Genomic DNA, 22,237 nt, shown 5'->3' on the forward strand with positions numbered 1-22,237 from the left:
TAGGCTAAATACAAACCTAAAAGGTCTTCGAGACCTTTTAGGTTTAACTTACGCGAGTGCTTATTTCGCAACTACGTTTTTTCCAGCTTTTTCTTCCGGTACCAATTCTGCCTGTTGCTCAATGATAGGCTCTGTCAATGTACCCCCAAACCATTTCGCCCGGTGTTGACGCGTAACTGTTACCTCACCCTCAGGTTCTTCCAACTCCAATAACCGAATTCCACCAGGCTGGTCAAATGTGGGTTCTTCATAAACGACCTGCAACCCAACCCACGCCAGGTATTCATTCAATTTGGTTTCCAGGGGCTGGTTGCCGAAAATACACAAGTCATAATACCAGTCGAGCGACTCACCAGCTACTTCCTCGGTAATAGTTCGATAATCGTCCAGTGTATAACCAATAAAGGGCTTTCCAAAACGCTGCCACATCAATCGCATAACATCGTCGAGTGAACGGGCATGATTCGTCAACCGACGGATGTGCAAATCCAGAATTAGCGCGGCTATCGATCCTTTATGATAAACGGATACTTTACGATCGGGAACGCCTTTATCATAGCCATCAAGCCATAAATCCCAGGACGATTCTACCAGCGATTGGAAGGCACGTCCGTTATGTTCAAAATGACGTTTGAAAAGCACCTGCAATTCTTTTAGATACGCTTCGTCTGTAAAAACGCCCGATTGGCGAAGCATCAAATCTCCATAATACGTCGTTACCCCTTCGGCGACAAAACAGGTTGGGAAGTAATTTTCCTTCGTGAAATCGTAAGGAAGCAATTCCGTTGGGCGAATCCGAATAATATTCCAGGCATGAAATAATTCGTGCGACGACACCCCCAGCAAATCCTGATAGAGTCCCTCTCCTTCATCGTTTGGACCCAGAACCAAGACCGTCGAATTGCGGTGTTCGACGCCGTGATAGTAGGGTACCGTCAATATCAACGTCAGAAAATGGTATTCTTTCTCAGGAAATTCGCCGTATAATTCGAGTTGTTTTTGGGTAAACTGCCTGAAATCCTGCGCTAATCGTTCAGCATCATAAACCGGCGTACCATCGCTCCGCCAGCCGCCGTGAATCCATACATGAAACGGAATCTCGTTGACTACGTACTGAATATGTCGAAGTACTGGCGCGGCAATCAGCGGACAATCGACCAGTTCATAAAAATCAGAAGCCCACAATGAATTCGGGCTGGTCTGTTCTAAACCACAGGCAATTGCCCAGCCATCAGGAATGGCGAGTTCGAGTGTACAGGGCTCGTCAATACATCCTTCGGCATATACACACAGATTTACCGGATTGACATACAGCAATGTGTTATCTAGGTAGCTACTCCCTGCATTTAGATGATGGGATGTTGGCAGGATGGCATAATAATTATAACGGGCAACCAATTCCGTCGCTCCGTTCATCTGTATACGCCAGCGATCTTTCGTGATTTTCCGAAACGCAAGCGGATTTCCATCGCCATCAAACACCTCAAAACGCTGAATATTTTTAGCGAACTGCTGTAGCTCGTAACGACCTGGTCGCCAGGCGGGTAGTTGCAATTCGACTTCTGAGGTTGTGATGTTCGATAGATGTGCATCAACCGCAATATAATTCGGCAAAAATGGGTCGGCAGACAGACGATAATGCATAGAGGACCAGTTGAGTAGCGTTGGTTAAGAGATGCCGAAGATACCAAATCGTTTTTATAAACAGGGGCTTGGTAAACTGCAAGTATTTTTCTACCTTTGCGGACTCATTTGGAAAACAAGGATATTTAGGCAATATAGATCATGAAAAGAACGTACCAACCTTCGAACCGGAAGCGGAAAAACAAACACGGTTTCCGTGAGCGGATGGCCTCTGCTAATGGCCGCAAAGTATTGGCCGCTCGCCGGGCTAAAGGCCGCTGGAAACTGACCGTTTCGGACGAGAAAAAAGGCGAACGATTTAAAATCTAATAGTTTGACGTCTGTTGTGTGAAGTTTGAGGTTTAGCCTGTAAACAAAACGTCAAACGTCACACAACAAACTTTAAACTCTATGCCGCAAACCTTCTCCAAATCCGAACGGCTTTGCAGCAAAAAGATTCTTAGTGAATTATTTAAAAAAGGTAGTTCGACCGTCGGGACGTTCTACCTTTTTCCGTTTCGGGTACTTTATCTCCCTCAGCCCGAATCGCCCCCCGGAAGCAACGTTTTACTACCTTCCATTGTCATTACCGTACCGAAGCGGATATTTAAGCGAGCCGTCGACCGAAACCTGATTCGCAGACGTGTACGTGAGGCTTATCGACTCAACAAACACCTGTTCGAGCAGACATCGCAAGCATCCGTTTCGGCGACACCGGCCCACATTGCCTTTTTATATACCGCCAAACAAATAATTTCGTTTGAAGAAATAGAAAAAGGTATGAAATTAGTAATGAAAAAAATCGTCAGTCGATAGTCGTAAGCACTCCTACGACATTTCTGCCGACTAAAAACTTTCGACTATCAACTCCTGACTTCCGACTCAATTTATGCGATTCTCAAAACGATTTACCCTTTTAGCCTCGTCGGCGCTTGTAGCGGGTGGCATTGGCTTCTTCTCGTTTAAAAACGACGACCGTTTTTTCGAAATCGCTCGTAACCTCGACATCTACGCGACATTGTTCAAAGAACTAAACTTGTACTATGTCGATGAGGTAAACCCAAATCGCATGGTTAAAACCAGCATCGACGCGATGCTGAAAGCACTTGACCCCTACACCAACTTCTTTGCGGAAGACGAAATTGAAGATTACATGACCATGACCACTGGCCGCTACAACGGCATTGGTGCGTTGATTGGTCAGCGTCAGGGCAAAAGCATTGTGCTGATGGTGTATGAAGGAACGCCTGCCGAAAAATCAGGGCTGCGCATTGGCGACGAGGTTATAAAGATTGATGGCGTTGACATTAAAGCACGCAAGGAAGCAGACCCCGGTAAATTGTTGAAAGGACAGAACAACACGGCTGTAAAGTTGACGGTTCTTCGTTTTGGCGAAAAAGCGCCCGTTGACTTGAGCGTTGTGCGCGACGTGGTGAAAATGACCAACGTACCGTACTATGGCATGATCAACGACGAAGTCGGCTACATTGATCTGAAGGATTTTACCGCAACGGCTTCGCGGGAAGTTCGCACAGCGTTTCAGGAGTTGAAAGGCAAAGGGATGAAAAAGCTTATTCTCGACGTTCGCGAAAATCCGGGTGGACTGCTGAATATGGCTATCGACATTTGTAACACGTTTATTCCCAAAGATTCAGAAGTTGTCACGACGAAGGGGAAAGTCACCGAGTGGAACAAAACCTACACGGCGCTGAATCCACCGTTGGATCTCGAAATGCCAATTATCGTGCTGACGAATAGCCATAGTGCATCGGCGGCTGAAATTGTGTCGGGCGTGATTCAGGACTACGACCGGGGCGTTTTGATTGGTCAGCGTACCTACGGAAAAGGCTTAGTGCAAACCACGCGGGAGCTCTCCTTTAATACGAAGCTGAAAATCACTACGGCTAAATATTACATCCCGAGTGGACGCTGCATTCAGGCTATCGACTATAGTCACCGCAACCCCGATGGCAGCGTTGGTAAAATTCCAGATTCGCTCAAGACAGCGTTCAAAACCAAAGCTGGTCGCGTAGTGTACGACGGTGGTGGGGTGTTGCCTGATGTGGTGATTGAAGCCCAAACGCCAACGCCTATCGCCCTAAGCTTGACAAACAAAGGGCTGATTTTTGATTATGCCGTAAAATACCGACACGAACATCCAACCATCAAACCCGCTCGTGAATTCAAGCTTACGGATGCGGAATACGCTGATTTCACGAAATGGGTAGCTGATAAAGAGTATGATTACACTACACAGGTTGAAAAAGACTTGGGTACGCTGGAAGCATCGGCTAAGAAAGAAAAATATTTTGACCAGATTCAGGATCAGTTGAAGTCGCTGAAAACGAAGATGTCGCACAGCAAAGATGCCGATTTGAACACGTTTAAGCCCGAACTCAAGACATTGCTGGAACAGGAAATTGCGGGTCATTATTACCTGCAAAAAGGGATTAAAGAATCTTCTTTCGCTACTGATCCCGAAATGAAAGCTGCTTTGGATCTGTTTAAAGACATGAATCGATATACGTCGATTCTGAAAGGAAAACAATGAGTAATTAGTGATGATGATGAATGATAAACGATGAGCAAAATCCGAGCTACCAGGATAATTACTCATCGCTTATCACTCATCACTCATCACTCATCAATATGCCGCTAATTCTCTCTATTGATACTTCTACAGCCAGTTGCTCGGTTGCGCTTCATCAGGATAATCGTTTGCTAGGTTGTTACGAATTGTTTACTGAGCGGACCTCAGCGGCTATGCTCACGACGCTTATTGATAATGTAGTTCGTCAGGCTGGTTATGCGCTCAATCAAGTAGACGCGATAGCGGTAGCGAAAGGCCCAGGCTCATATACTGGTTTACGTATTGCCGTTTCAACTGCTAAAGGCTTATGCTTCGCTCTGGATAAATCATTACTGGGCGTCAATACATTAGCCGCTATGACTGAACAAATTCGGGCGTATTTTCCGGCTAATTACCGGCTTTGTCCGATGATCGACGCCCGACGGATGGAAGTCTATTGTGCGATTTACGATACGACAGGTCAGGAAATCCAGCCTACGTCAGCACAGATTATTGACGCCGATTCATTTGGCGAGTGGCTAGCTCAGGGTCCCGTCGTATTTTTTGGTGATGGTGCAGCCAAATGTCAATCCATGCTGGGCGAGAATGCTAACGCTATTTTTCCAGCTATATCTGTAATTCCCTCAGCCCGAACGGTGGGAAAATTAGCAATTGCCGCTTTTGCCGAAGGTGAATTTGAAAATCTAACCACATTTGAGCCGTTTTATTTGAAAGATTTCATGACAACGCAGCCCAAAAAGATGGTTCTGTAAGTAGGCGATCTTACCAGACGGTTAGAGGAATTGGTGGGAATCTGGGGATTTTGTCCTTATTTCGCCCCGGCAACCGTCTATTCTTCGTTCCTGTGCAGATTATCGTTGATATTGGTAATACCGATGCTGTTTTCGGACTTTACGATCAAACAACCTGGCAATACATCTGGCGTACACCTTCCCGTCGCGACGAACCAGCTGAATCCTACGAACGCCGTCTAAGGCTTTGGTTGCTCGAAGCTAGCATCCCCTTAAGTGCCATCGAAACAACTGTATTAAGTAGTGTTGTCCCCGATCTGACGCCTACCATGCGGGCGATGTTAACCGAACTCTTCAGTTATGATCCAATCGTAGTTGGGCCTGGCGTTTATCCGCTCTTACCAATCGAAATCCTACGTCCGCATGAAATTGGTGCTGATTTGGTGGCGAATGCGCTGGCGGCTTATACACACTATAAACGCACCTGCGTAGTGGTTGATTTTGGCACTGCCTTAACTTTTACGACGGTTTCGGGCGAGGGTAAAATTCTGGGTGTTGCTATTGCACCTGGGCTGAAAACCGCTATTCGCTCTCTCTTCGCCAATACTGCTCAACTCCCAGAAGTACCCATTGAAGTCCCTGAATCCGCTCTTGGAACAAGTACGACTCATGCTATTCAGGCTGGGATTGTTTTAGGCTACGAAGGCTTGGTACGTTCTCTGGTTGTTCGGATTCAGGCAGAATTGAACGGTGATTGTATGGCTGTTGCCACGGGTGGTTTATCTGGTCGAATTCCCTCTTTGCGAGATGTTTTTACCGAAATCGTCCCATCATTAACCCTGGAAGGTGTTCGGTTAATCGGCGAATTTGTTTCTAATTCTTCTGAAGAATAAGCTAAAAACCAACTATTTTCCTGTAAACGAAAAATAAGTTACTATCAACTTCTGTTACTCAAAACAGAGTTGATAGTAACTTATTTTTTTGTACTATATCAATATAACCAAAAACAACAGAAAGTATTTTATACCGTTTAGTAGATTTATTACAAGCCCAATATTGAATTAAAAGCCAGAACAATAGTACATTCTTTTTCTTTTTCCTTCTCCATTCTATTGTATCTACATATAATTAAACATGTCATAATAGGACTATTTTTTAGCTGATAACAAGCTACTTGCCTATTTTCTAACTTGACTAGCGTGCCTTGTCGCTGGTACCAATAAATAAGGGTGTCAACTACTACTTCTCACCAAACATGCGCAGTCATGAAAAAATATCTCTTTTCTATTATACTACTACCGATTGTACTTTTCAATGTTTTTTCTGTTCAGGCAGCTACACCCAAGCCTATCTGGTATTCAGGGAAGGTGATTCTGTGGGATAAGACTAGTTTAGAAGGCGACTTATCCTATAACTGGTTGCTGGAATCAATCTTATTCCGTCAGCTCGACGGGCGCATACTCACGTTTTCTACAAAGCAGGTTAGCCAGTTTGGTTGGTTCGATTTCAGCGTTCATAAGTATCGAAATTTCAAAGCGCTTGACAACAATGAAGTAAAAGACCAGGTTCATCAATCATTTTTTGAGATCTGTCAGGATGGCCCATTGATTGTTGTCAGACGAATCAAACCATTACGCGGGTTGCGGAAGCATATGTTTACGAATCCCACTTACTATGCCGATCAACCCTCGATGGTTGAAAACTCGGATCTCTTCGATTATTTCGTATATGATGCGGGGCGTTTACGTAATATAGATCGGTTTCATTCAGAAGTCTACCTCCCCCTCATGACAACCTACGATAAGCAGCTACAAACATATGTACAACGCCATAATATCAATAATCGGTCTTTATTCGGGCGATTGCTGCTTATTCACCAATACAATATGATGGTTGAACAGGATGCTAAACTAGCTTCAACCAAAGCAACAGGAATTGCCCCCGAATAGCTTATTCATCCGGCGATTGCGGAGCATCATTGGGTGTTTGTGATGGACGTTTTTTCCGTTTTCGCAGGGCATCGGCCAGCAGAAATTCAATCTGACCATTCACACTCCGAAACTCCTCCTGCGCCCACCGTTCCAGTTCTTTCAGGGTCTCAGGCTGAATTCGTAATACAAACGCTTTTTTCTCAGCGGGCATAAGTTCTATTTTAACGATGAGTGATGAACGATAAATAATGAGTGGACTGACGCAAACACTGCAACGGCGAGTTATTCATCACCGTTCCAGTGGCCCGGTTATCGTTCATTACTCATCACTGATAAAGAGTTCCTGCGTTTACAATAGGGCTGACGGATTTTTCACCACATAACACAACCAGCAAATTACTGACCATCGCAGCTTTACGTTCTTCGTCTAGTTGCACAACATCTTTTTCGGCCAATCGAGCCAGCGCCATCTCGACCATACCAACGGCCCCCTCTACAATCTGTTTCCGGGCCGATACAACTGCTGTTGCCTGCTGACGCTGAAGCATGGCTCCGGCAATCTCGGGCGCATACGCTAGGTGACTAATCCGAGCTTCCATTACCCGAACTCCGGCCTGTCCAAGTCGCTCGTCCAGTTCCTGTTCCAGAAATTTGTTAATCTGGCCGGTATTATCACGCAAGGTTGTGACTTCATGCTCATCTTCCATGTTGTCATAAGCGTGCGAACTAGCCAGAAAACGGACAGCGGCTTCCGACTGAATCTGCACGAAATTAGCATAGTTATCAACGTCGAAAAGGGCTTTTGCTGTATCGGCCACCTGCCAGACAACGACAGCCGCAATTTCAATCGGATTACCCATTTTATCGTTCACCTTCAGCTGTTGACCGTTTAGGTTACGAGCGCGTAAACTGATTCGGGTCTTGCTATATAATGGGTTTACCCAGCGCAATCCTGTTTCTTTAATCGTTCCAACGTAATCGCCAAAGAACGTAGCAGCGATTCCTTCATTCGGATAGATAACCACAATTCCTTTCAGTAGAAATGCGCCAGTCAGGGCCAAAAGCCCGCTAAAAAACGGTCCGAAATTCAACATAAACGGGGCTATTATAAAACAAAGGATACCGATCAGCACAAATAAGTATCCCGAAACCGATATTAATTTTTTCTCTTCCATTGCGGTAAAGTTTAGTTTAGAAATGATATCAAAATGATATTGCAATGATAGATTATTTATAAATAGGTTGTACGATAACTAGAGGAACGGTCAGGCAAATCCATCAATGGTTTTATTGTCTAGCTGAACTCCAGAATCTATTTAACCTCACCCCAATCCCTATCCTGTTATAGGAGAGTGGCTTATTTCGAAATTCAGAACAAATAGACGAGACAGACGGAGTGTATAACTGCACACTGAATGAAAATAGAAAGTAGTTATAGTTAGTAACTGAACTTTCTAAAAGATTATATTGCCTAAAGGATCGCTCGGATATATTGCTAAAATAGCTTACTATCTGGATAAAATCCTACAAAATAGGAGTTCGTAAACAGAAGTTATTTGTACCTCTAAATCCCTAAGAACCAACGTGTCTAAACCTACAACTCGTTTTGCGATTGCCTTAATTACAGTTCTCTTTTTTCTCTGGGGATTTGCCTTAAATCTAAATCCTATTCTGATCCCACACCTGAAAAAAGCCTGTCAGTTGAGTGATTTACAGTCTGCCTTAATTGACTCAGCTTCCTACATTGCTTATTGCCTGATTGCTATACCCGCTGGATTGTTTATGAAGCGATACGGCTACAAAATGGGGATTACATTAGGGCTTCTGCTGTTTGCAGGTGGAACATTTTTATTCTATCCAGCGGCAGAACTCCGTCAGTTCAGTTTTTTTCTGATTGCTCTATTCATTATTGCCAGTGGATTAACACTGCTCGAAACAGCGGCTAATCCGTACATTACGGTGCTTGGCGATGCCGAAACCAGTACCCAGCGACTCAACTTTGCGCAATCGTTTAATGGGTTAGCGGCTTTTCTGGCTCCGCTCATTGGTGGGCGATTTATTTTGTCGGGAAAGAATCTATCGGCCAGCGAACAGCAGGCTATGTCGCCGGGGCAATTTGATGCGTATCTGAATCAGGAAGCGGCTTCTGTGCAGATTCCATTTCTGATCATTGGTGGGGTTGTCTTGCTCGTTGCTTTCCTGATCAGCCGGACGAAGTTGCCTGTTATTAACGAAGAAGATGATTCACCTGCCATCGTCCAGGGGTCTATTTTTTCTGAAAAGAACCTGATTACCGGAGTTGTTGCACAATTTTTCTACGTGGGCGCCCAAGTCTGTATCAGCAGTTTTTTCATCCGATTCCTGGAACAGGTAGCGAACAAGGGAGAAAAAGAAGCAGCTGACATACTATCATTTGCTTTACTAGGTTTTATGGTTGGGCGTTTCTTTGGTACGTTTCTGATGAAATACGTAACTCCACCTCATCTGCTGGCAACATACAGTTTACTTAATATTGGCCTACTGGCTATTGCTGTATTTGCTCATGGACTCGTACCTGTTTACGCACTGATCGGCGTTGAGTTTTTTATGTCTATCATGTTCCCTACCATTTTTGCGTTAAGTATTAGAGGGTTAGGCTCTAAAACCAAACTGGGATCTTCATTAGTTATTATGGCGATTATGGGCGGGGCCGTATTCCCAGTCATTATGGGCCGAATCTCTGATCTGACGACCATGCAAACGGCTTATCTGGTGCCAGCGGTCTGCTTTTTGCCTATTCTGTATTTCGCTATAAAAAATTTCGCGGTAAAAAATGTAGCCTTAACTACATCCCATTAGCGTATATATGTAGCCATCACTCAACGCTTTAAATCGACTGGTTATGCTTATGCCAAACGCTTCATTATTGGATAAGGTACCTTTTCCGGTACAACGGCTCTACTGGATATACGGCGTTCCGGCAGAGGCAATACGCGGTACGCATGCGCATCGGGTTTGTCAGGAGCACTTGTTGTTACTAAATGGCAAACTGACCATCAATTTAAGAAGTACAGCAGGCGAATTGAGTACATATATTCTTACGGAATCGGGTGAAGGCTTGTACATTCCGACTATGCACTGGAAAGAAATTCACTTTTCGACCAACACAATCGTACTGGTAGCCGCATCAGACCGATACGATCCCGACGATTACATATACGAAGAAGAATTTAATCAATTATGCTTACAGGTAGCCTGAACCACGGCAGCTGTACACGATTTTCATAGGTTGGTTTTAGGAAAGTCCCACCGGCTTGTGTGCGGACTTTTTTTTACCGTAGTTGCCAGTCTGAGACAGCTATTAAACCCCTACTTTTGTTTACATACTTGCTAGATTAAACCATGGATTTACAACTGCAAAACAAAGTTATTATCGTTACGGGTGGGGCCAAAGGCATCGGCGAAGGCATCGTAAAAGGCCTGGCTGCCGAAGGTGCTATTCCGGTCATTATTGGCCGAAATGAAGCCGACAATCAGAAAGTTGTCGATGAGATCGAAGCCGCTGGTCAACAGGCGTTTCAGGTCGTTGCTGAATTGACCCAGCCTACCGAATCTGAAAAAGCGGTTAAAGCCGTACTAGAACAGTTTGGCCGCATTGACGGGGTGGTGAACAATGCAGGGGTAAATGATGGCGTAGGGCTCGAAACGGGTAACTACGAGGCCTTTATGGCGTCGTTGCACAAGAATCTGGTGCATTATTATTTGACTGTCCATTATGCACTGCCAGCTCTGAAAGAATCGAAAGGGGCTATTGTCAATATAAGTTCGAAAACAGCCGAAACAGGTCAGGGTGGTACATCGGCTTATGCAGCCGCAAATGGTGGTCGCAATGCGCTAACCCGCGAATGGGCGGTTGAATTGCTCAAATACGGAATTCGGGTCAATGCTATTATTGTAGCAGAATGCTGGACTCCACTGTACGAACGCTGGATTCAAACACTTCCAAATCCGGACGAGAAATTAGCTTCGATTGTCGCTAAAATTCCGCTCGAAAACCGAATGACGACCGCTGAAGAAATTGCCAATACAACCCTCTTTTTATTATCACCTCGCTCTAGTCATACAACTGGTCAACTTCTATATGTCGACGGCGGCTACGTTCATCTTGACCGCGCTTTAGCCAACGCATCTTAAAATAGGTCCAGGGTTCAAGTTGGCGGGTGAATTATGCGTCAGCCAACTTGAACCCTGAAACTCTAAACTACATTATGCAAACTTTAGTCTGTACAACGCCCGGCCAGTTGACCTATCAGACCGGCATTAAACCGGAATTATCCCCAGATCACGCGATTCTGCGCATACGCCGAATTGGTATCTGCGGTACTGATCTTCATGCTTTTGAAGGAACACAACCCTTTTTTAATTACCCTCGCATTTTAGGTCATGAATTAGCGGGTGAGATCGTTGAAGTGGATAACGCACCTGGTTTTCAGCCGGGCGAAGCCGTTACATTTATTCCCTATTTCAACTGCGGCCATTGTGTTGCCTGCCGATCTGGAAAACCCAATTGCTGCGTTAATTTACAGGTGTCTGGCGTTCATATCGACGGTGGTATGGTCGAATACTTATCCGTTCCATCGTATTCACTGGTGCATGGCAATGGCCTGAGTTTCGACGAATTAGCGCTGGTAGAGCCACTGGCGATTGGCGCACATGGCGTTCGTCGGGCGGCAGTTCAGCCTGGCGAGTGGGTATTGGTGGTAGGTGCCGGACCAATTGGTTTGGGCGTTATGGAATCCGCACGAATTGCTGGAGGGAAAGTAATTGCACTGGATATCAATGAGTCTCGATTAGCATTCTGTAAAAATCGCCTGAAAGTTGAACACACGGTAATGGCTACCGATTCAGATGTTATGGAGCAACTGGCGGCTATCACCAACGGCGAAATGCCGACGGTTGTCATCGACGCAACGGGCAGTTTACGCGCCATCAATAATGCCTTTCAATACATGGCTCACGGCGCTCGTTACGTGCTGATTGGCCTTCAGAAAGGCGAAGTCAGTTTTAGCCATCCAGAATTTCATAAACGGGAAGGTACGCTCATGAGCAGCCGAAACGCTACGCGAGCCGATTTTGAGCACGTAATTGCTTCCATGAAAGCTGGCCTTGTCGATCCGACTACATATATTACGCATCGAGTAACGTACGGGCAAGTACGCGACGACTTTGCAAGCTGGCTCGATCCGGCTAATGGCGTTATTAAAGCAATGGTCGCGTTAAATGACTAAAATCCTCGTGTCTGTGTCCTCACAGACACCTTTCCGGTAGGGCAAACTTTGCTGACGCACAGGTGTCTGTGAGGACACAGACACGGAGGGCTGATAGAAAAACCAATGCCCGTTCAGATACTAACTCTGCAAACGCCAATCCTTTTCACTATTTTTGCGGCCTTAAATCGACGGTCAACGCACACAGGTTGACCAATTTATTGACGATCATGCTCCTGAGTGAACAAGAAATAAACCGCCGGCAAAAACGCGAAGACTTAATGCGGATGGGGATCGATCCCTACCCCGCTGAGCTATTTGACGTTACGGCCACCATTGCCGACATCCAAGAGGCATTCCAAACAATTGAACCTGAGCAAGATCTTTCGAACGATGCGCATTGGGGAAATATTCAACTTGCCGGGCGGCTTATGGGTTTCCGTATCATGGGCAGTGCTTCTTTTGCCGAACTGCAGGATTCAACTGGCCGGATGCAAATCTATTTCCGACGCGACGATCTTTGCCCCGGCGATGATAAAACGCTCTACAATACCGTATTTAAAAAGCTCCTCGACATTGGTGATATTATCGGTATTCGGGGAAATGTATTCTCGACCAAAACAGGTGAATTATCGGTTTACGTTCGGGAATTTAAGATTCTGAATAAATCGTTGCGACCACTACCCGTTGTAAAAGAAGTAGTGAATGAAAACGGTGAAAAAGAAACATACGATGCCTTTACCGACCCAGAACAACGGTATCGCCAACGGTATGTAGATTTGATTGTGAATCCGCAAGTGCGCGATGTGTTTGTAAGACGCACTAAACTAGTGAATTCGATTCGCCAGTTTCTGAGTCAAAAAGGCTATCTGGAAGTCGAAACGCCAATTTTGCAACCGATTCACGGCGGAGCTACAGCCCGGCCTTTCCGTACGCATCATAACACACTCGACATGACGCTTTATATGCGGATTGCCAACGAGTTATACCTAAAACGGTTAATTGTAGGCGGTTACGATGGCGTATTCGAGTTTGCCAAAGATTTCCGGAACGAAGGCATGGACCGTACCCACAATCCGGAATTCACGCAGGTTGAGTTTTACGTAGCTTATAAAGACTATCTCTGGATGATGGATACCATCGAAGAAATGGTCGAAAAAGTCGCGTTGGACGTAGCTGGAACGACTAAAGTAACGGTTGGCGAAAACGTTATCGATTTCAAGCGTCCCTGGAAACGCATGACTATGTTCGAAGCGATTCAGGAATATACGGGCGTCGATGTATCGAACATGGAAGAAGCTGAACTTCGGCAGGTAGCAGAAAATCGGAACATCAAAGTCGATAGCACGATGGGCAAATCGAAACTGATTGACGAACTGTTTGGCGATGCCTGCGAACCTAATCTGATTCAGCCAACATTCATCACCGATTATCCGGTTGAAATGTCGCCGTTGACTAAGAAACACCGAAGTAAACCGGGTTTGGTAGAACGTTTCGAGGCCATTTGTAACGGAAAAGAAATCGCGAACGCCTATTCAGAATTAAATGACCCACTCGATCAACGCGAACGCTTTGAAGAGCAACTTCGCCTAGCCGAGCGGGGAGACGAAGAAGCAATGGCGCTAGACGAAGATTTTCTACGAGCATTGGAATACGGGATGCCTCCAACAGCGGGCGTAGGTTTGGGAATTGATCGTCTGACGATGATTATGACTAACCAACCCTCTATTCAGGATGTGCTATTCTTCCCACAAATGCGTCCTGAAAAGAAACTTGAGCAATCAGAAGAAAGTGATTATGTAGCGGCTGGTGTTCCTGCGGAATGGGTTCCTGCCCTCCAGAAGCTTGGTTTTCTGACTGTTGAACAGTTGCGTACAGCTAATCCCAATAAGCTTTTCAATGACTTAGGAGGTGTTCGCAAAAAATTAAAACTGGATGTACCAATGCCTACTTTGGATCAGGTACGTAGCTGGACAGGAAATTAAACAACGAAACCCCCACCTAAAACTAGGTGGGGTTTCAATATCTTAAGTCGATGCTGAGGGTAATTCTAGTCTGATATCTTTTGCACCTTTACGGCGTTCAATCCTTTTTTGCCGTCAACCACTTCAAATTGCACGCGGTCTTTTTCCCGAATGGTAATTCCATTTAAACCGGTAATGTGAACAAAAATGTCTCTGTTGGTACCGTCTTCAACGATGAATCCGTAACCTTTGCTCTCGTTAAAGAATTTTACTTCACCTGTTTGCATAAAACGTAAACAATTAAACAATTAAACATTTAAAGGGTCAGTTATTAACAAAGATTCAGGAAACAGATACCAGAACATCCCCTTGGTCAGGATACTTAGTTGAGAGCCAACGAACTTTGTTAAAATATAATGGTGAAAATAGCACTTACGGACTATCAACGCCGTTACAACACAAAGAAAACAAAAATGTTCTTACTGCAATGCGTTTGAAGCCACTTTTTGCCTAATTTCACTAAGTTTATATTGTTTTTTTATCGAAAGAGCAAACAATCTATTAAAGTCAGTCGTTAGCATTAGGTCTTATCTTTGCCCAAATTTTATATACTTCGTCATTAATAGAATGGACAAGATACGTTATTTCATTGAAAATCAAGCGTTTGGCGTCTGCGCTTTTCTGGGAGAGAAGATGAGCATCTCGGCCAGTAGCATCCGCCTATATTTTATCTATACGTCTTTCTTAACGCTTGGTTCCCCTGTTATTATTTACCTGATATTAGCTTTCTGGATGGAAATGAATAAACACCTCCGCCGACACGCCCATCCAACCATTTGGGAACTGTGAACCATGTACGACATAGGATCTAGGATGTAGCGCTTACAGGAAAGACACATCTCATATATCATACATCTCCTTAAACGTTTTCTTCTTTTCGGCAAAATACTGCCATACAATGCTTTTTGGGTACAGCTTTACCGTTGTAGTCTGCTGCTGTTTTAAATGTTGTCGCTGCTGATGCAGTTTTGGCAAATGGCCGTAAAAGGCGAAATGTGCCCGTAAAATTGCCCATACATCCAACCATTCTCCTACCTTCATGAACAGGATCGACGATACACCATCTAGTGTCAGTCGTAAAAGAATTTTGGGCCATAACCAGCCATTAGCCGGCCAGTTCTTATAGAGCATGTATAGACTGTTGCGGTAGTTTAAATACGTTTTTTGCGGATTAGATTTGTGCAGTGTTCCTCCACCTACATGATAAACCGTCGATTGACCACACGCCCAGGCTTCGTACCCACGTCGTTGAATACGCCAGCACCAGTCAATCTCTTCCATGTGCGCAAAAAACGAGGCATCGAAGCCACCTGTTTCGTGAAAAACTGCCGATCGGACGAATAAACAGGCGCCTGTAGCCCAAAAAACTGGCCGATTATCATCGTACTGCCCCTGATCAGTTTCGAATGTAGCGAATACGCGCCCACGGCAGAATATATATCCTAACCAATCGACAAAGCCCCCCGCAGCCCCAGCGTGCTCAAATAGTTCTGGTTCGTCGTACGAGCGAATTTTGGGTTGGCAGGCGGCTATTCTGGGATTTTTCTCCATCAAATCCACTACCGGAGAAAGCCATCCAGGCGTTACGTCGATATCCGAATTTAGCAAGACATAATACTTGGCTCCGCCATATTGGCTTCTTACCCGATCGAGGGCAAGATTATAACCTCCTGCATACCCTTCATTTCGGGCAAGCTCAATAACTCGAACGGTAGGGAAAGTGGCGCGCAGAAAGGCAACCGATGAATCAGTAGAAGCACTATCGGCGACATAAACCGGATGTCCATCGGAATTCGCCAGTACGGTCGGCAGGAATTTGGCTAGAAACGGTTGTCCGTTGTAATTAAGAATGACAATGGCAAGAATATCCACGCAGTAAAATTACGAATTACGGTTTACGATTTGACTATCGCAGGATTACAAGAATCATACTCCATACTTCGTAAACCGTAATTTATTACATAAGTCCGTCCAGATTCAGGCCGGGAATGTTAGGGAGTAGTCCTTGGGTAGCCTCTCGAAGATGTTCACGGGCTTTTACGTCCACATTCGCCAACGCCTTATTGGTAGCAGCAACAATCAGATCCTGAAGCATTTCGCGATCTTCGGCTGGCGATTTGATGAGATCAGGATCGATCTCAATTTTCAGCACATTTTTCAGGCCGTTTACGGTCACTTTCACCAATCCGGCTCCAGATTCTCCCGTTTCGGAGACGGTGCTGAGCGTTTCCTGAGCCTCTTTCATCCGGGCCTGAACTTCCTTCATTTTCCCGAACATATCGAACATATTCATAGTCTCTGAGTTAGTTTTTATCTACGACTCCGAACGAGCAATATCGCACCTGTGCGTACCGTTTGCAAACCCGTTTGGTCAATCACTTCAATACGATACATGTATTGCCCTTCAAGTGCATGTTGGCCATTTACAGTACCATCCCACCCCTGTTGTTTATCGGTTGTGGAATACACAACAGCTCCCCAACGGTCGTAAATGGTCATTCGGAATCGATCAAAATAAATGCCTTTCGCCAAAAATAGTTCATTCATGCCATCGCCATCGGGCGTAAAGGCATCGGGCACCCAGATTTTAGCTTCTCGTCGGAAGGTAAAAAAGTTTGAGTAACTAATGGTGCCATCTTCTGAAATAGCAATGATCCGGTACTTCTGCGATTGCGAATCCAGATCAGCAGCATCCAGATCACGATGTGGATTCATGCCGAGACCATCGATTTCCCGTCTCGTATTATTCGCAGAATCAATCACTTCAATTATAAATTCCTGGAGTTTCTCCGGTGTGAAAGGAGATTCTGCGGTCCAGTCAATTCCTTTCGGCGAGTTTGAGTTCAGGAAAACGGTACAAACAGGTTCTGTCGGCGTCGACTCCACACCACAACCGGCCATATAACTCACTTTGTAGCAGTATAAACCTGTTGATGCATCTGCATTTGCATCTGTGTATGTATTCTGATTAACTACCGTAGCTACTTGTTGAAATGAGCCCGAAGCACCATTAGAACGACTGATAACCAATGAGTAACTGGCAGCAGCGGTTGGAACCATAGCGACCAGATAAGGTTTGTTATCCTGAATTGACACTACCGTGGTCCCTAAATCGCCGGGGGTACCACTATTGATCCCAGTGGTACAAACTGCCGCCGAAGTAACCGTCGTTTGCCCAACAATCGCTTCAATCGAATAGCAGTACTGAACTCCACATTGGATATTACTGGCATCCACATACGAACCCTGGTTTAATACACTTGCCTGACCGTTTATAGCGCCATCTCGCCGAACTCGGTAAAATCGAAAATTAGTAGCAGTACCCGCATAAGGTGGCCAGCTTAGTGTATTCTGTTTATCAGTCGCTTTTACCTCGGGAACCAGGCTGCATACTTCATCCGATCTGAGTGAGGGAGCGCTGCTATTACAGGCATCCTGGGTAACCAGTTGAAAACACTGCACTTGTTTAGCATCCGTCTGTATCGTCAGTTTACCAGCGTCGGTACCCGTCTGTCCTGTAGCCACATATGTACCATTTACTTTTTGGTACAACTGCACTGTTGTGCCGGTAGTGACCTGGTAATCAAGATCAATTGTTTTATCACTGGTTGTTTTTAAACTAGTGACTATAGGCTGTGTTGCCGCTGCCTGCAAGGTTATTGATACTGGAGTTAAGGTCGAACGGCAGTCGGCGGGGGGATTATAAATACCCTGAATCGTTAATGTAAAGTTTACAATAGTTGAATTCGTGTAGGTGTGCGACAACTCGATAGCCATTTCAGCACGAGTCTTTTGTTCGCGATTTCCATCACCCCAGTAAATTTCGTATTTATCGTACTGTCCTAATGTAGATGGATCAGGCACCATAATTGCTCGGCGGCCCGAACAGACCTTGACCGTAAACTTTACCGGATCGACTGGCAACACGGTAATTTCCCGACAGGCAATCGTGCCAGTACCCGTACCGTTGCCACTGCCACTTTGTATAATGGTATATGATCCTGGGGTACTGTAGGTATTAAATCTATTTGTGGTGAGTGTGACGCTGCCGATCGGCGTTTTCCCATCGTACTGATAGTTGTATTGGGCATTAATAATACCCGCACCTGTCCCAACGGTAATCTGCTGGCCCACACAAACTCTTGCTTTATCAACAGTAAAGTTGCCAGGGAAGAGAATATTGTTACAGGCATTCTGGCCCTGTGCAGCCTGAAAGCCACTCAATAACGTTAGTAAAAATAAAGGCAAACGTAGCAATCGAGTCAATCCACTGGTGTCCACCTCGACTTCCATCGGCCACAATCGTAAAATTCGCACAGAGGGTAACTATTTTATCGTTCTGTTATAATAAGTAGTACTATGCTAAAACGGATCAGCGGACATTTTCGCGTCTGGCGAAACGTATCTTTCTTAAAATCAGTTTTCCAATCAAGCTGAGTACCATTCAACCGTATCCACAGGTCAGTTCGTTCAGAAAAGAACACCAAATATACTCCCACAGACACGCTTAGACAAAAATATGAGCAATAATAGTACCAACTCCGAAGCCACTGGAAATCAACAAACAACCCTTGGCAACGAGTTAAATTCGTCAGAAATAGCACCCATTCGGCTGGATCGCATTGAAGAGGCTATTGCCGATATTAAGGCGGGTAAAATCGTCATTGCTGTTGATGATGAAGATCGCGAAAACGAAGGCGACATGATTTGCGCGGCCGAAATGGTGACGCCTGAAATGGTCAATTTTATGGTCCGCGAAGCCCGCGGCCTTATGTGCGCGCCCCTCACGCAGGAACGCTGTGACCAATTAGGGCTGGAAATGATGGTCACTAGTAATACGTCTGTTCACACAACTCCGTTTACGGTTTCGGTCGATTTATTGGGTCATGGGTGTACGACCGGTATTTCGGCTGCAGATCGCGCTAAAACCATTCAGGCGTTAGTCGATCCAACCATTACACCCGACGATCTGGGCCGACCAGGTCATATTTTCCCATTGCGAGCTGCCGAAGGTGGCGTGATCCGGCGATGTGGCCATACAGAAGCCGCTGTCGATCTGGCCAGATTAGCTGGCTTATCGCCTGCTGGTGTACTCATCGAAGTACTTAACGAAGATGGCACAATGGCCCGGTTACCCGAGTTGCGCGTTATGGCAGATCGGTTCGGAATGAAACTCGTTAGTATTCAGGACTTAATCGAATATCGTCTTCGTACCGAATCGCTGATTCATCGGGAGATTGGCGTTGATTTGCCTACCGAATGGGGCCATTTCGACCTAATTGCCTACAAACAAAGTAATACGGGCGATACGCACTTAGCGCTTATAAAAGGAAGCTGGGAGCCCAATGAACCGATTCTGGTTCGTGTTCATTCGTCCTGCGTTACGGGTGATATTTTTGGCTCCTGCCGTTGCGATTGTGGCGGTCAACTTCATACAGCGATGGAGATGGTCGAAGCCGAAGGTAAAGGTGTAATCGTTTATATGTTTCAGGAAGGGCGCGGTATTGGCTTGTTAAATAAGTTAAAGGCATATAAACTTCAGGAAATGGGTCGTGATACAGTCGAAGCCAACCTTGAATTAGGCCTGCCTATGGATGCTCGCGATTATGGTATTGGTGCCCAAATCTTGCGCGATCTGGGTGTTCGCAAGCTTCGGCTTATTTCCAACAATCCTAAAAAACGAGCTGGCTTGATGGGCTATGGTCTGGAGATTGTCGATACGGTCCCAATTGAAATTCCAGCGAATCCGCACAACAAACGGTATCTGCAAACGAAGCGCGACAAAATGGGTCATACGATTTTGAACGAGCCCGTCAACGAAGAACAATAAAGACTAATTACGGTTTTGGGTTTACCGTTCGTGACTAGCTGATGTATCATTCACCTGATCTCATCTAGCTGTAAACCAGAAACTATGAACCGTAAACCACAAACTGACTATGAATAAGCAATCATTCAAAGACCTGATCCAGGGGGACAAACCTGTACTGGTCGATTTCTATGCAGATTGGTGTGGTCCCTGCAAACAGCAGGCTCCTATTTTGAAGCAACTGACTGATCGTGCTGGTGACAAAGTTCGTGTCATAAAGATTGATGTCGATAAAGCGCAGGCTGCCGCTCAGCAATACCAGATTCGAAGTATCCCGACGATGATTATGTTTAAAGAAGGGAAAATCGTCTGGCGACAGTCGGGCGTTCAACCGCTACATACATTAGAAGGCTTAGTGAAGCAATTTGGTAGCTAGCATTCTGTAAAACATATCGAAGAGGTTCGCTATCGCGGCCTATCAACATGTCCTGTTTTGTACCCGTTCGGGTTGCATGACAGGACATTTCTGTTTTTATCACAGCTAAAACAAGTCTATATATCAGCTAATTATTGTATTTATCATATAATTTTAAAAATTATTTAGGGATTTCCTCAGCGAAATTGACTATACATAAATTCCAGAGCCCAACTCAATGAATTCACGTGTAACCGATGCAGAGTTAGTTTATTTCCTCAAAGAAGGCAATCAGAAAGCCTTCGAGGAAATATACAATCGGTATTGGTACAAGTTATTCTGCGTGGCCTATCACGAAACCGGAAGTCGGGAAGATGCGGAAGAGTTGGTACATGATCTCTTTGAAAGCCTTTGGAATAAACGACTACAATCGACCATACACCATCTGAGTGCCTACCTCGTCGTATCCATCAAGCACCTGGTTACTAATTATATAAAATCGAAGATTACGCAACGGCGGTATCAGGAATATTTGATTCTCAATGAATTGCACGAGGCCGAATTAACGGATCAGACGGTTCAGTTTTCAGACTTGTCGAAAGCTGTTGAAGAGGTAATGAAAAAATTACCGGAGAAAACCTGCGAGGTTTTCAAGTTGAGTCGCTTCGAAAATCAGCCAGTTAAGCGTATTGCCCAACAACTCAATCTGTCCGAAAAGGCCGTCGAGTACCACATTACCAAGTCGCTCAAAGTGCTGCAGGAGCAACTTAAGATTTACCAAAACTGATATAGTGCAATCTTTTTTCGCATGAGCCAATACGACTTCGATACATTAGTGCAGAAATACCTCGCCGGGGAAGCGACACCTGAGGAAGAAAGGCTCATGCACGAATGGTCGGAGCGGATGCTCGAACAAAGTACGATTGACCTTAGTCCGATAGAAAAACAGGCCATTAAAACCAGAATCTGGCAACGCGTTTACACGAGCACACTACGTAAATCGCTTTTTCTGGTTCGCAATTTCAGATTCTATGCCAGTGCCGTAGCCGCTTCGGTTTTACTACTCCTGGTTGGTCTTTTCGTTCAACGACAAGCGGTTAAATCAGGTATTCGTCAGCATAGCGCTAAATCCCAGACTGAACTTTCGGGAACCATTCATATCGCTAATACATCGGCTAAACCTCAGAAAATCAACCTTAATGATGGGAGTGTCGCTATCCTTAGTCCGCGAAGTGATTTAAGTTATCAGGAGCAGTTTGGGGCTAAAACACGAGAGCTATTTCTACATGGGGAAGCCATTTTCGACGTTGTAAAAGATCCGTCCCGTCCATTTATTGTCCACACAGGTAATCTGGTTACCCAGGTGCTAGGTACTCGCTTTACGATCAAATCATACGACGAGGACAAAGCAATTGAAGTGCAGGTTGCGAGAGGTAAGGTATCGGTGTATGAAGCCACCGAGAAATCGTTGGGTAATCGCAATGGTGTTATCCTGATTCCCAATCAGAAGATCACCTTCGATAAGCTATCTCAGAAACTTACGCCTGCCCTTGTGGAAGCGCCACACATGATTCAGGCACCTGAAAATAAAACAAGTTTCGTCTTTGATCGCGTACCGCTGACCCAGGTTTTAAACACGCTCAACAAAGCTTATGGGATCGACTTTATCGTTGAGAATCAGGCGCTCAACCAGTGTGCGTTTAATGGTGACCTGAATGATCTACCGCTTTTCCTACAACTTGATTTGATCTGTAAGTCACTGAATGCCAGATATGAACGTCGAGGAACAAGCATCTTTATTAATGGAGAAGGTTGTCTGGAATAACATAAAGAAACCTTAATATATCTCTTCTAGAATTAACGCACGG

Annotated in this window: 23 protein-coding genes; 16 read left to right on the top strand and 7 right to left on the bottom strand. The window is 45.1% G+C overall.

Going from position 1 to position 22,237, the window contains the following annotated elements:
* Nucleotides 1-60: 60 nt before the first annotated feature.
* Nucleotides 61-1,644 carry a M61 family metallopeptidase gene (locus tag ACYVE4_RS04225; RefSeq protein ID WP_460995668.1) on the bottom strand — a complete coding sequence of 528 codons (1,584 nt, stop codon included), beginning with the start codon at nt 1,642-1,644 and terminating at the stop codon, nt 61-63.
* Nucleotides 1,645-1,785: 141 nt separating this feature from the next.
* On the opposite strand from ACYVE4_RS04225, the gene rpmH reads away from it, so the two are divergent.
* From rpmH to ACYVE4_RS04255, 6 genes are all read left to right on the top strand, one after another.
* A complete protein-coding gene (gene rpmH / locus ACYVE4_RS04230; RefSeq protein WP_460995669.1) occupies nt 1,786-1,953 on the top strand; it encodes a 50S ribosomal protein L34 in 168 nt (55 codons plus the stop codon).
* Nucleotides 1,954-2,034: 81 nt separating this feature from the next.
* Nucleotides 2,035-2,439, top strand: a complete 405-nt coding sequence (locus tag ACYVE4_RS04235; RefSeq protein WP_460995670.1) for a ribonuclease P protein component — start codon at nt 2,035-2,037, stop codon at nt 2,437-2,439.
* A gap of 73 nt (nt 2,440-2,512) precedes the next feature.
* A complete protein-coding gene (locus ACYVE4_RS04240; protein ID WP_460995671.1) occupies nt 2,513-4,174 on the top strand; it encodes a S41 family peptidase in 1,662 nt (553 codons plus the stop codon).
* A 98-nt stretch (nt 4,175-4,272) separates the two neighbouring features.
* Complete coding sequence (gene tsaB, locus ACYVE4_RS04245; RefSeq protein WP_460996057.1) at nt 4,273-4,965, top strand: tRNA (adenosine(37)-N6)-threonylcarbamoyltransferase complex dimerization subunit type 1 TsaB; 693 nt, start codon at nt 4,273-4,275, stop codon at nt 4,963-4,965.
* A 92-nt stretch (nt 4,966-5,057) separates the two neighbouring features.
* Nucleotides 5,058-5,837 carry a type III pantothenate kinase gene (locus tag ACYVE4_RS04250; protein ID WP_460996058.1) on the top strand — a complete coding sequence of 260 codons (780 nt, stop codon included), beginning with the start codon at nt 5,058-5,060 and terminating at the stop codon, nt 5,835-5,837.
* Nucleotides 5,838-6,209: 372 nt separating this feature from the next.
* Nucleotides 6,210-6,893, top strand: coding sequence for a hypothetical protein (locus ACYVE4_RS04255; RefSeq protein WP_460995672.1), 684 nt, complete (start codon nt 6,210-6,212; stop codon nt 6,891-6,893).
* 1 nt (nt 6,894) lies between these two features.
* Here the strand turns inward: ACYVE4_RS04255 and ACYVE4_RS04260 are convergent, their stop codons facing one another.
* Together ACYVE4_RS04260 and ACYVE4_RS04265 are read right to left on the bottom strand one after the other, a co-directional pair.
* Nucleotides 6,895-7,086 carry a type II toxin-antitoxin system antitoxin gene (locus ACYVE4_RS04260; protein WP_460995673.1) on the bottom strand — a complete coding sequence of 64 codons (192 nt, stop codon included), beginning with the start codon at nt 7,084-7,086 and terminating at the stop codon, nt 6,895-6,897.
* A 115-nt stretch (nt 7,087-7,201) separates the two neighbouring features.
* Nucleotides 7,202-8,050: an SPFH domain-containing protein gene (locus ACYVE4_RS04265; protein ID WP_460995674.1), complete on the bottom strand. Its 849-nt coding sequence runs from the start codon at nt 8,048-8,050 to the stop codon at nt 7,202-7,204.
* A 409-nt stretch (nt 8,051-8,459) separates the two neighbouring features.
* Between ACYVE4_RS04265 and fucP the strand changes: the two genes are divergently transcribed.
* The 5 genes from fucP to lysS all read left to right on the top strand — a co-directional run bounded on the left by fucP (nt 8,460) and on the right by lysS (nt 14,106).
* Entirely contained in the window at nt 8,460-9,713 is a 1,254-nt protein-coding gene (gene fucP, locus ACYVE4_RS04270) for an L-fucose:H+ symporter permease (RefSeq protein ID WP_460995675.1), read from the top strand.
* Nucleotides 9,714-9,762: 49 nt separating this feature from the next.
* Nucleotides 9,763-10,113: a sugar 3,4-ketoisomerase gene (locus ACYVE4_RS04275; protein ID WP_460995676.1), complete on the top strand. Its 351-nt coding sequence runs from the start codon at nt 9,763-9,765 to the stop codon at nt 10,111-10,113.
* Between the two features lie 143 nt (nt 10,114-10,256).
* Nucleotides 10,257-11,048: an L-fucose dehydrogenase gene (locus ACYVE4_RS04280; RefSeq protein WP_460995677.1), complete on the top strand. Its 792-nt coding sequence runs from the start codon at nt 10,257-10,259 to the stop codon at nt 11,046-11,048.
* A 74-nt stretch (nt 11,049-11,122) separates the two neighbouring features.
* Complete coding sequence (locus ACYVE4_RS04285) at nt 11,123-12,142, top strand: zinc-binding alcohol dehydrogenase family protein (protein WP_460995678.1); 1,020 nt, start codon at nt 11,123-11,125, stop codon at nt 12,140-12,142.
* Between the two features lie 209 nt (nt 12,143-12,351).
* Nucleotides 12,352-14,106, top strand: coding sequence for a lysine--tRNA ligase (lysS, locus tag ACYVE4_RS04290; RefSeq protein ID WP_460996059.1), 1,755 nt, complete (start codon nt 12,352-12,354; stop codon nt 14,104-14,106).
* A gap of 65 nt (nt 14,107-14,171) precedes the next feature.
* On the opposite strand, the gene ACYVE4_RS04295 is transcribed toward lysS, so the two are convergent.
* Nucleotides 14,172-14,372: a cold-shock protein gene (locus ACYVE4_RS04295; RefSeq protein WP_460995679.1), complete on the bottom strand. Its 201-nt coding sequence runs from the start codon at nt 14,370-14,372 to the stop codon at nt 14,172-14,174.
* Nucleotides 14,373-14,712: 340 nt separating this feature from the next.
* Between ACYVE4_RS04295 and ACYVE4_RS04300 the strand changes: the two genes are divergently transcribed.
* Complete coding sequence (locus tag ACYVE4_RS04300) at nt 14,713-14,934, top strand: PspC domain-containing protein (protein WP_460995680.1); 222 nt, start codon at nt 14,713-14,715, stop codon at nt 14,932-14,934.
* A 51-nt stretch (nt 14,935-14,985) separates the two neighbouring features.
* Here ACYVE4_RS04300 and ACYVE4_RS04305 read toward each other — a convergent pair whose 3' ends face one another.
* The 3 genes from ACYVE4_RS04305 to ACYVE4_RS04315 all read right to left on the bottom strand — a co-directional run bounded on the left by ACYVE4_RS04305 (nt 14,986) and on the right by ACYVE4_RS04315 (nt 18,462).
* Entirely contained in the window at nt 14,986-16,017 is a 1,032-nt protein-coding gene (locus tag ACYVE4_RS04305; protein WP_460995681.1) for a glycosyltransferase family 2 protein, read from the bottom strand.
* Between the two features lie 85 nt (nt 16,018-16,102).
* Nucleotides 16,103-16,438 (bottom strand): YbaB/EbfC family nucleoid-associated protein, encoded by a 336-nt coding sequence (locus ACYVE4_RS04310; protein ID WP_460995682.1) that lies wholly within the window; start codon nt 16,436-16,438, stop codon nt 16,103-16,105.
* 17 nt (nt 16,439-16,455) lie between these two features.
* Nucleotides 16,456-18,462 (bottom strand): gliding motility-associated C-terminal domain-containing protein, encoded by a 2,007-nt coding sequence (locus ACYVE4_RS04315; RefSeq protein ID WP_460995683.1) that lies wholly within the window; start codon nt 18,460-18,462, stop codon nt 16,456-16,458.
* A gap of 202 nt (nt 18,463-18,664) precedes the next feature.
* Here ACYVE4_RS04315 and ACYVE4_RS04320 point away from each other — a divergent pair, with 202 nt between their 5' ends.
* The 4 genes from ACYVE4_RS04320 (at nt 18,665) to ACYVE4_RS04335 (ending at nt 22,194) form a co-directional block, all read left to right on the top strand.
* Nucleotides 18,665-19,975, top strand: a complete 1,311-nt coding sequence (locus ACYVE4_RS04320; protein ID WP_460995684.1) for a bifunctional 3,4-dihydroxy-2-butanone-4-phosphate synthase/GTP cyclohydrolase II — start codon at nt 18,665-18,667, stop codon at nt 19,973-19,975.
* Between the two features lie 109 nt (nt 19,976-20,084).
* Nucleotides 20,085-20,390 (top strand): thioredoxin, encoded by a 306-nt coding sequence (trxA, locus tag ACYVE4_RS04325; protein ID WP_460995685.1) that lies wholly within the window; start codon nt 20,085-20,087, stop codon nt 20,388-20,390.
* A gap of 217 nt (nt 20,391-20,607) precedes the next feature.
* On the top strand, nt 20,608-21,156 hold the full coding sequence (locus tag ACYVE4_RS04330) for an RNA polymerase sigma factor (RefSeq protein ID WP_460995686.1): 549 nt from the start codon (nt 20,608-20,610) through the stop codon (nt 21,154-21,156).
* Nucleotides 21,157-21,177: 21 nt separating this feature from the next.
* On the top strand, nt 21,178-22,194 hold the full coding sequence (locus tag ACYVE4_RS04335) for a FecR family protein (RefSeq protein ID WP_460995687.1): 1,017 nt from the start codon (nt 21,178-21,180) through the stop codon (nt 22,192-22,194).
* Nucleotides 22,195-22,237 lie beyond the last annotated feature (43 nt).

The organism is Spirosoma harenae, assembly GCF_054776975.1.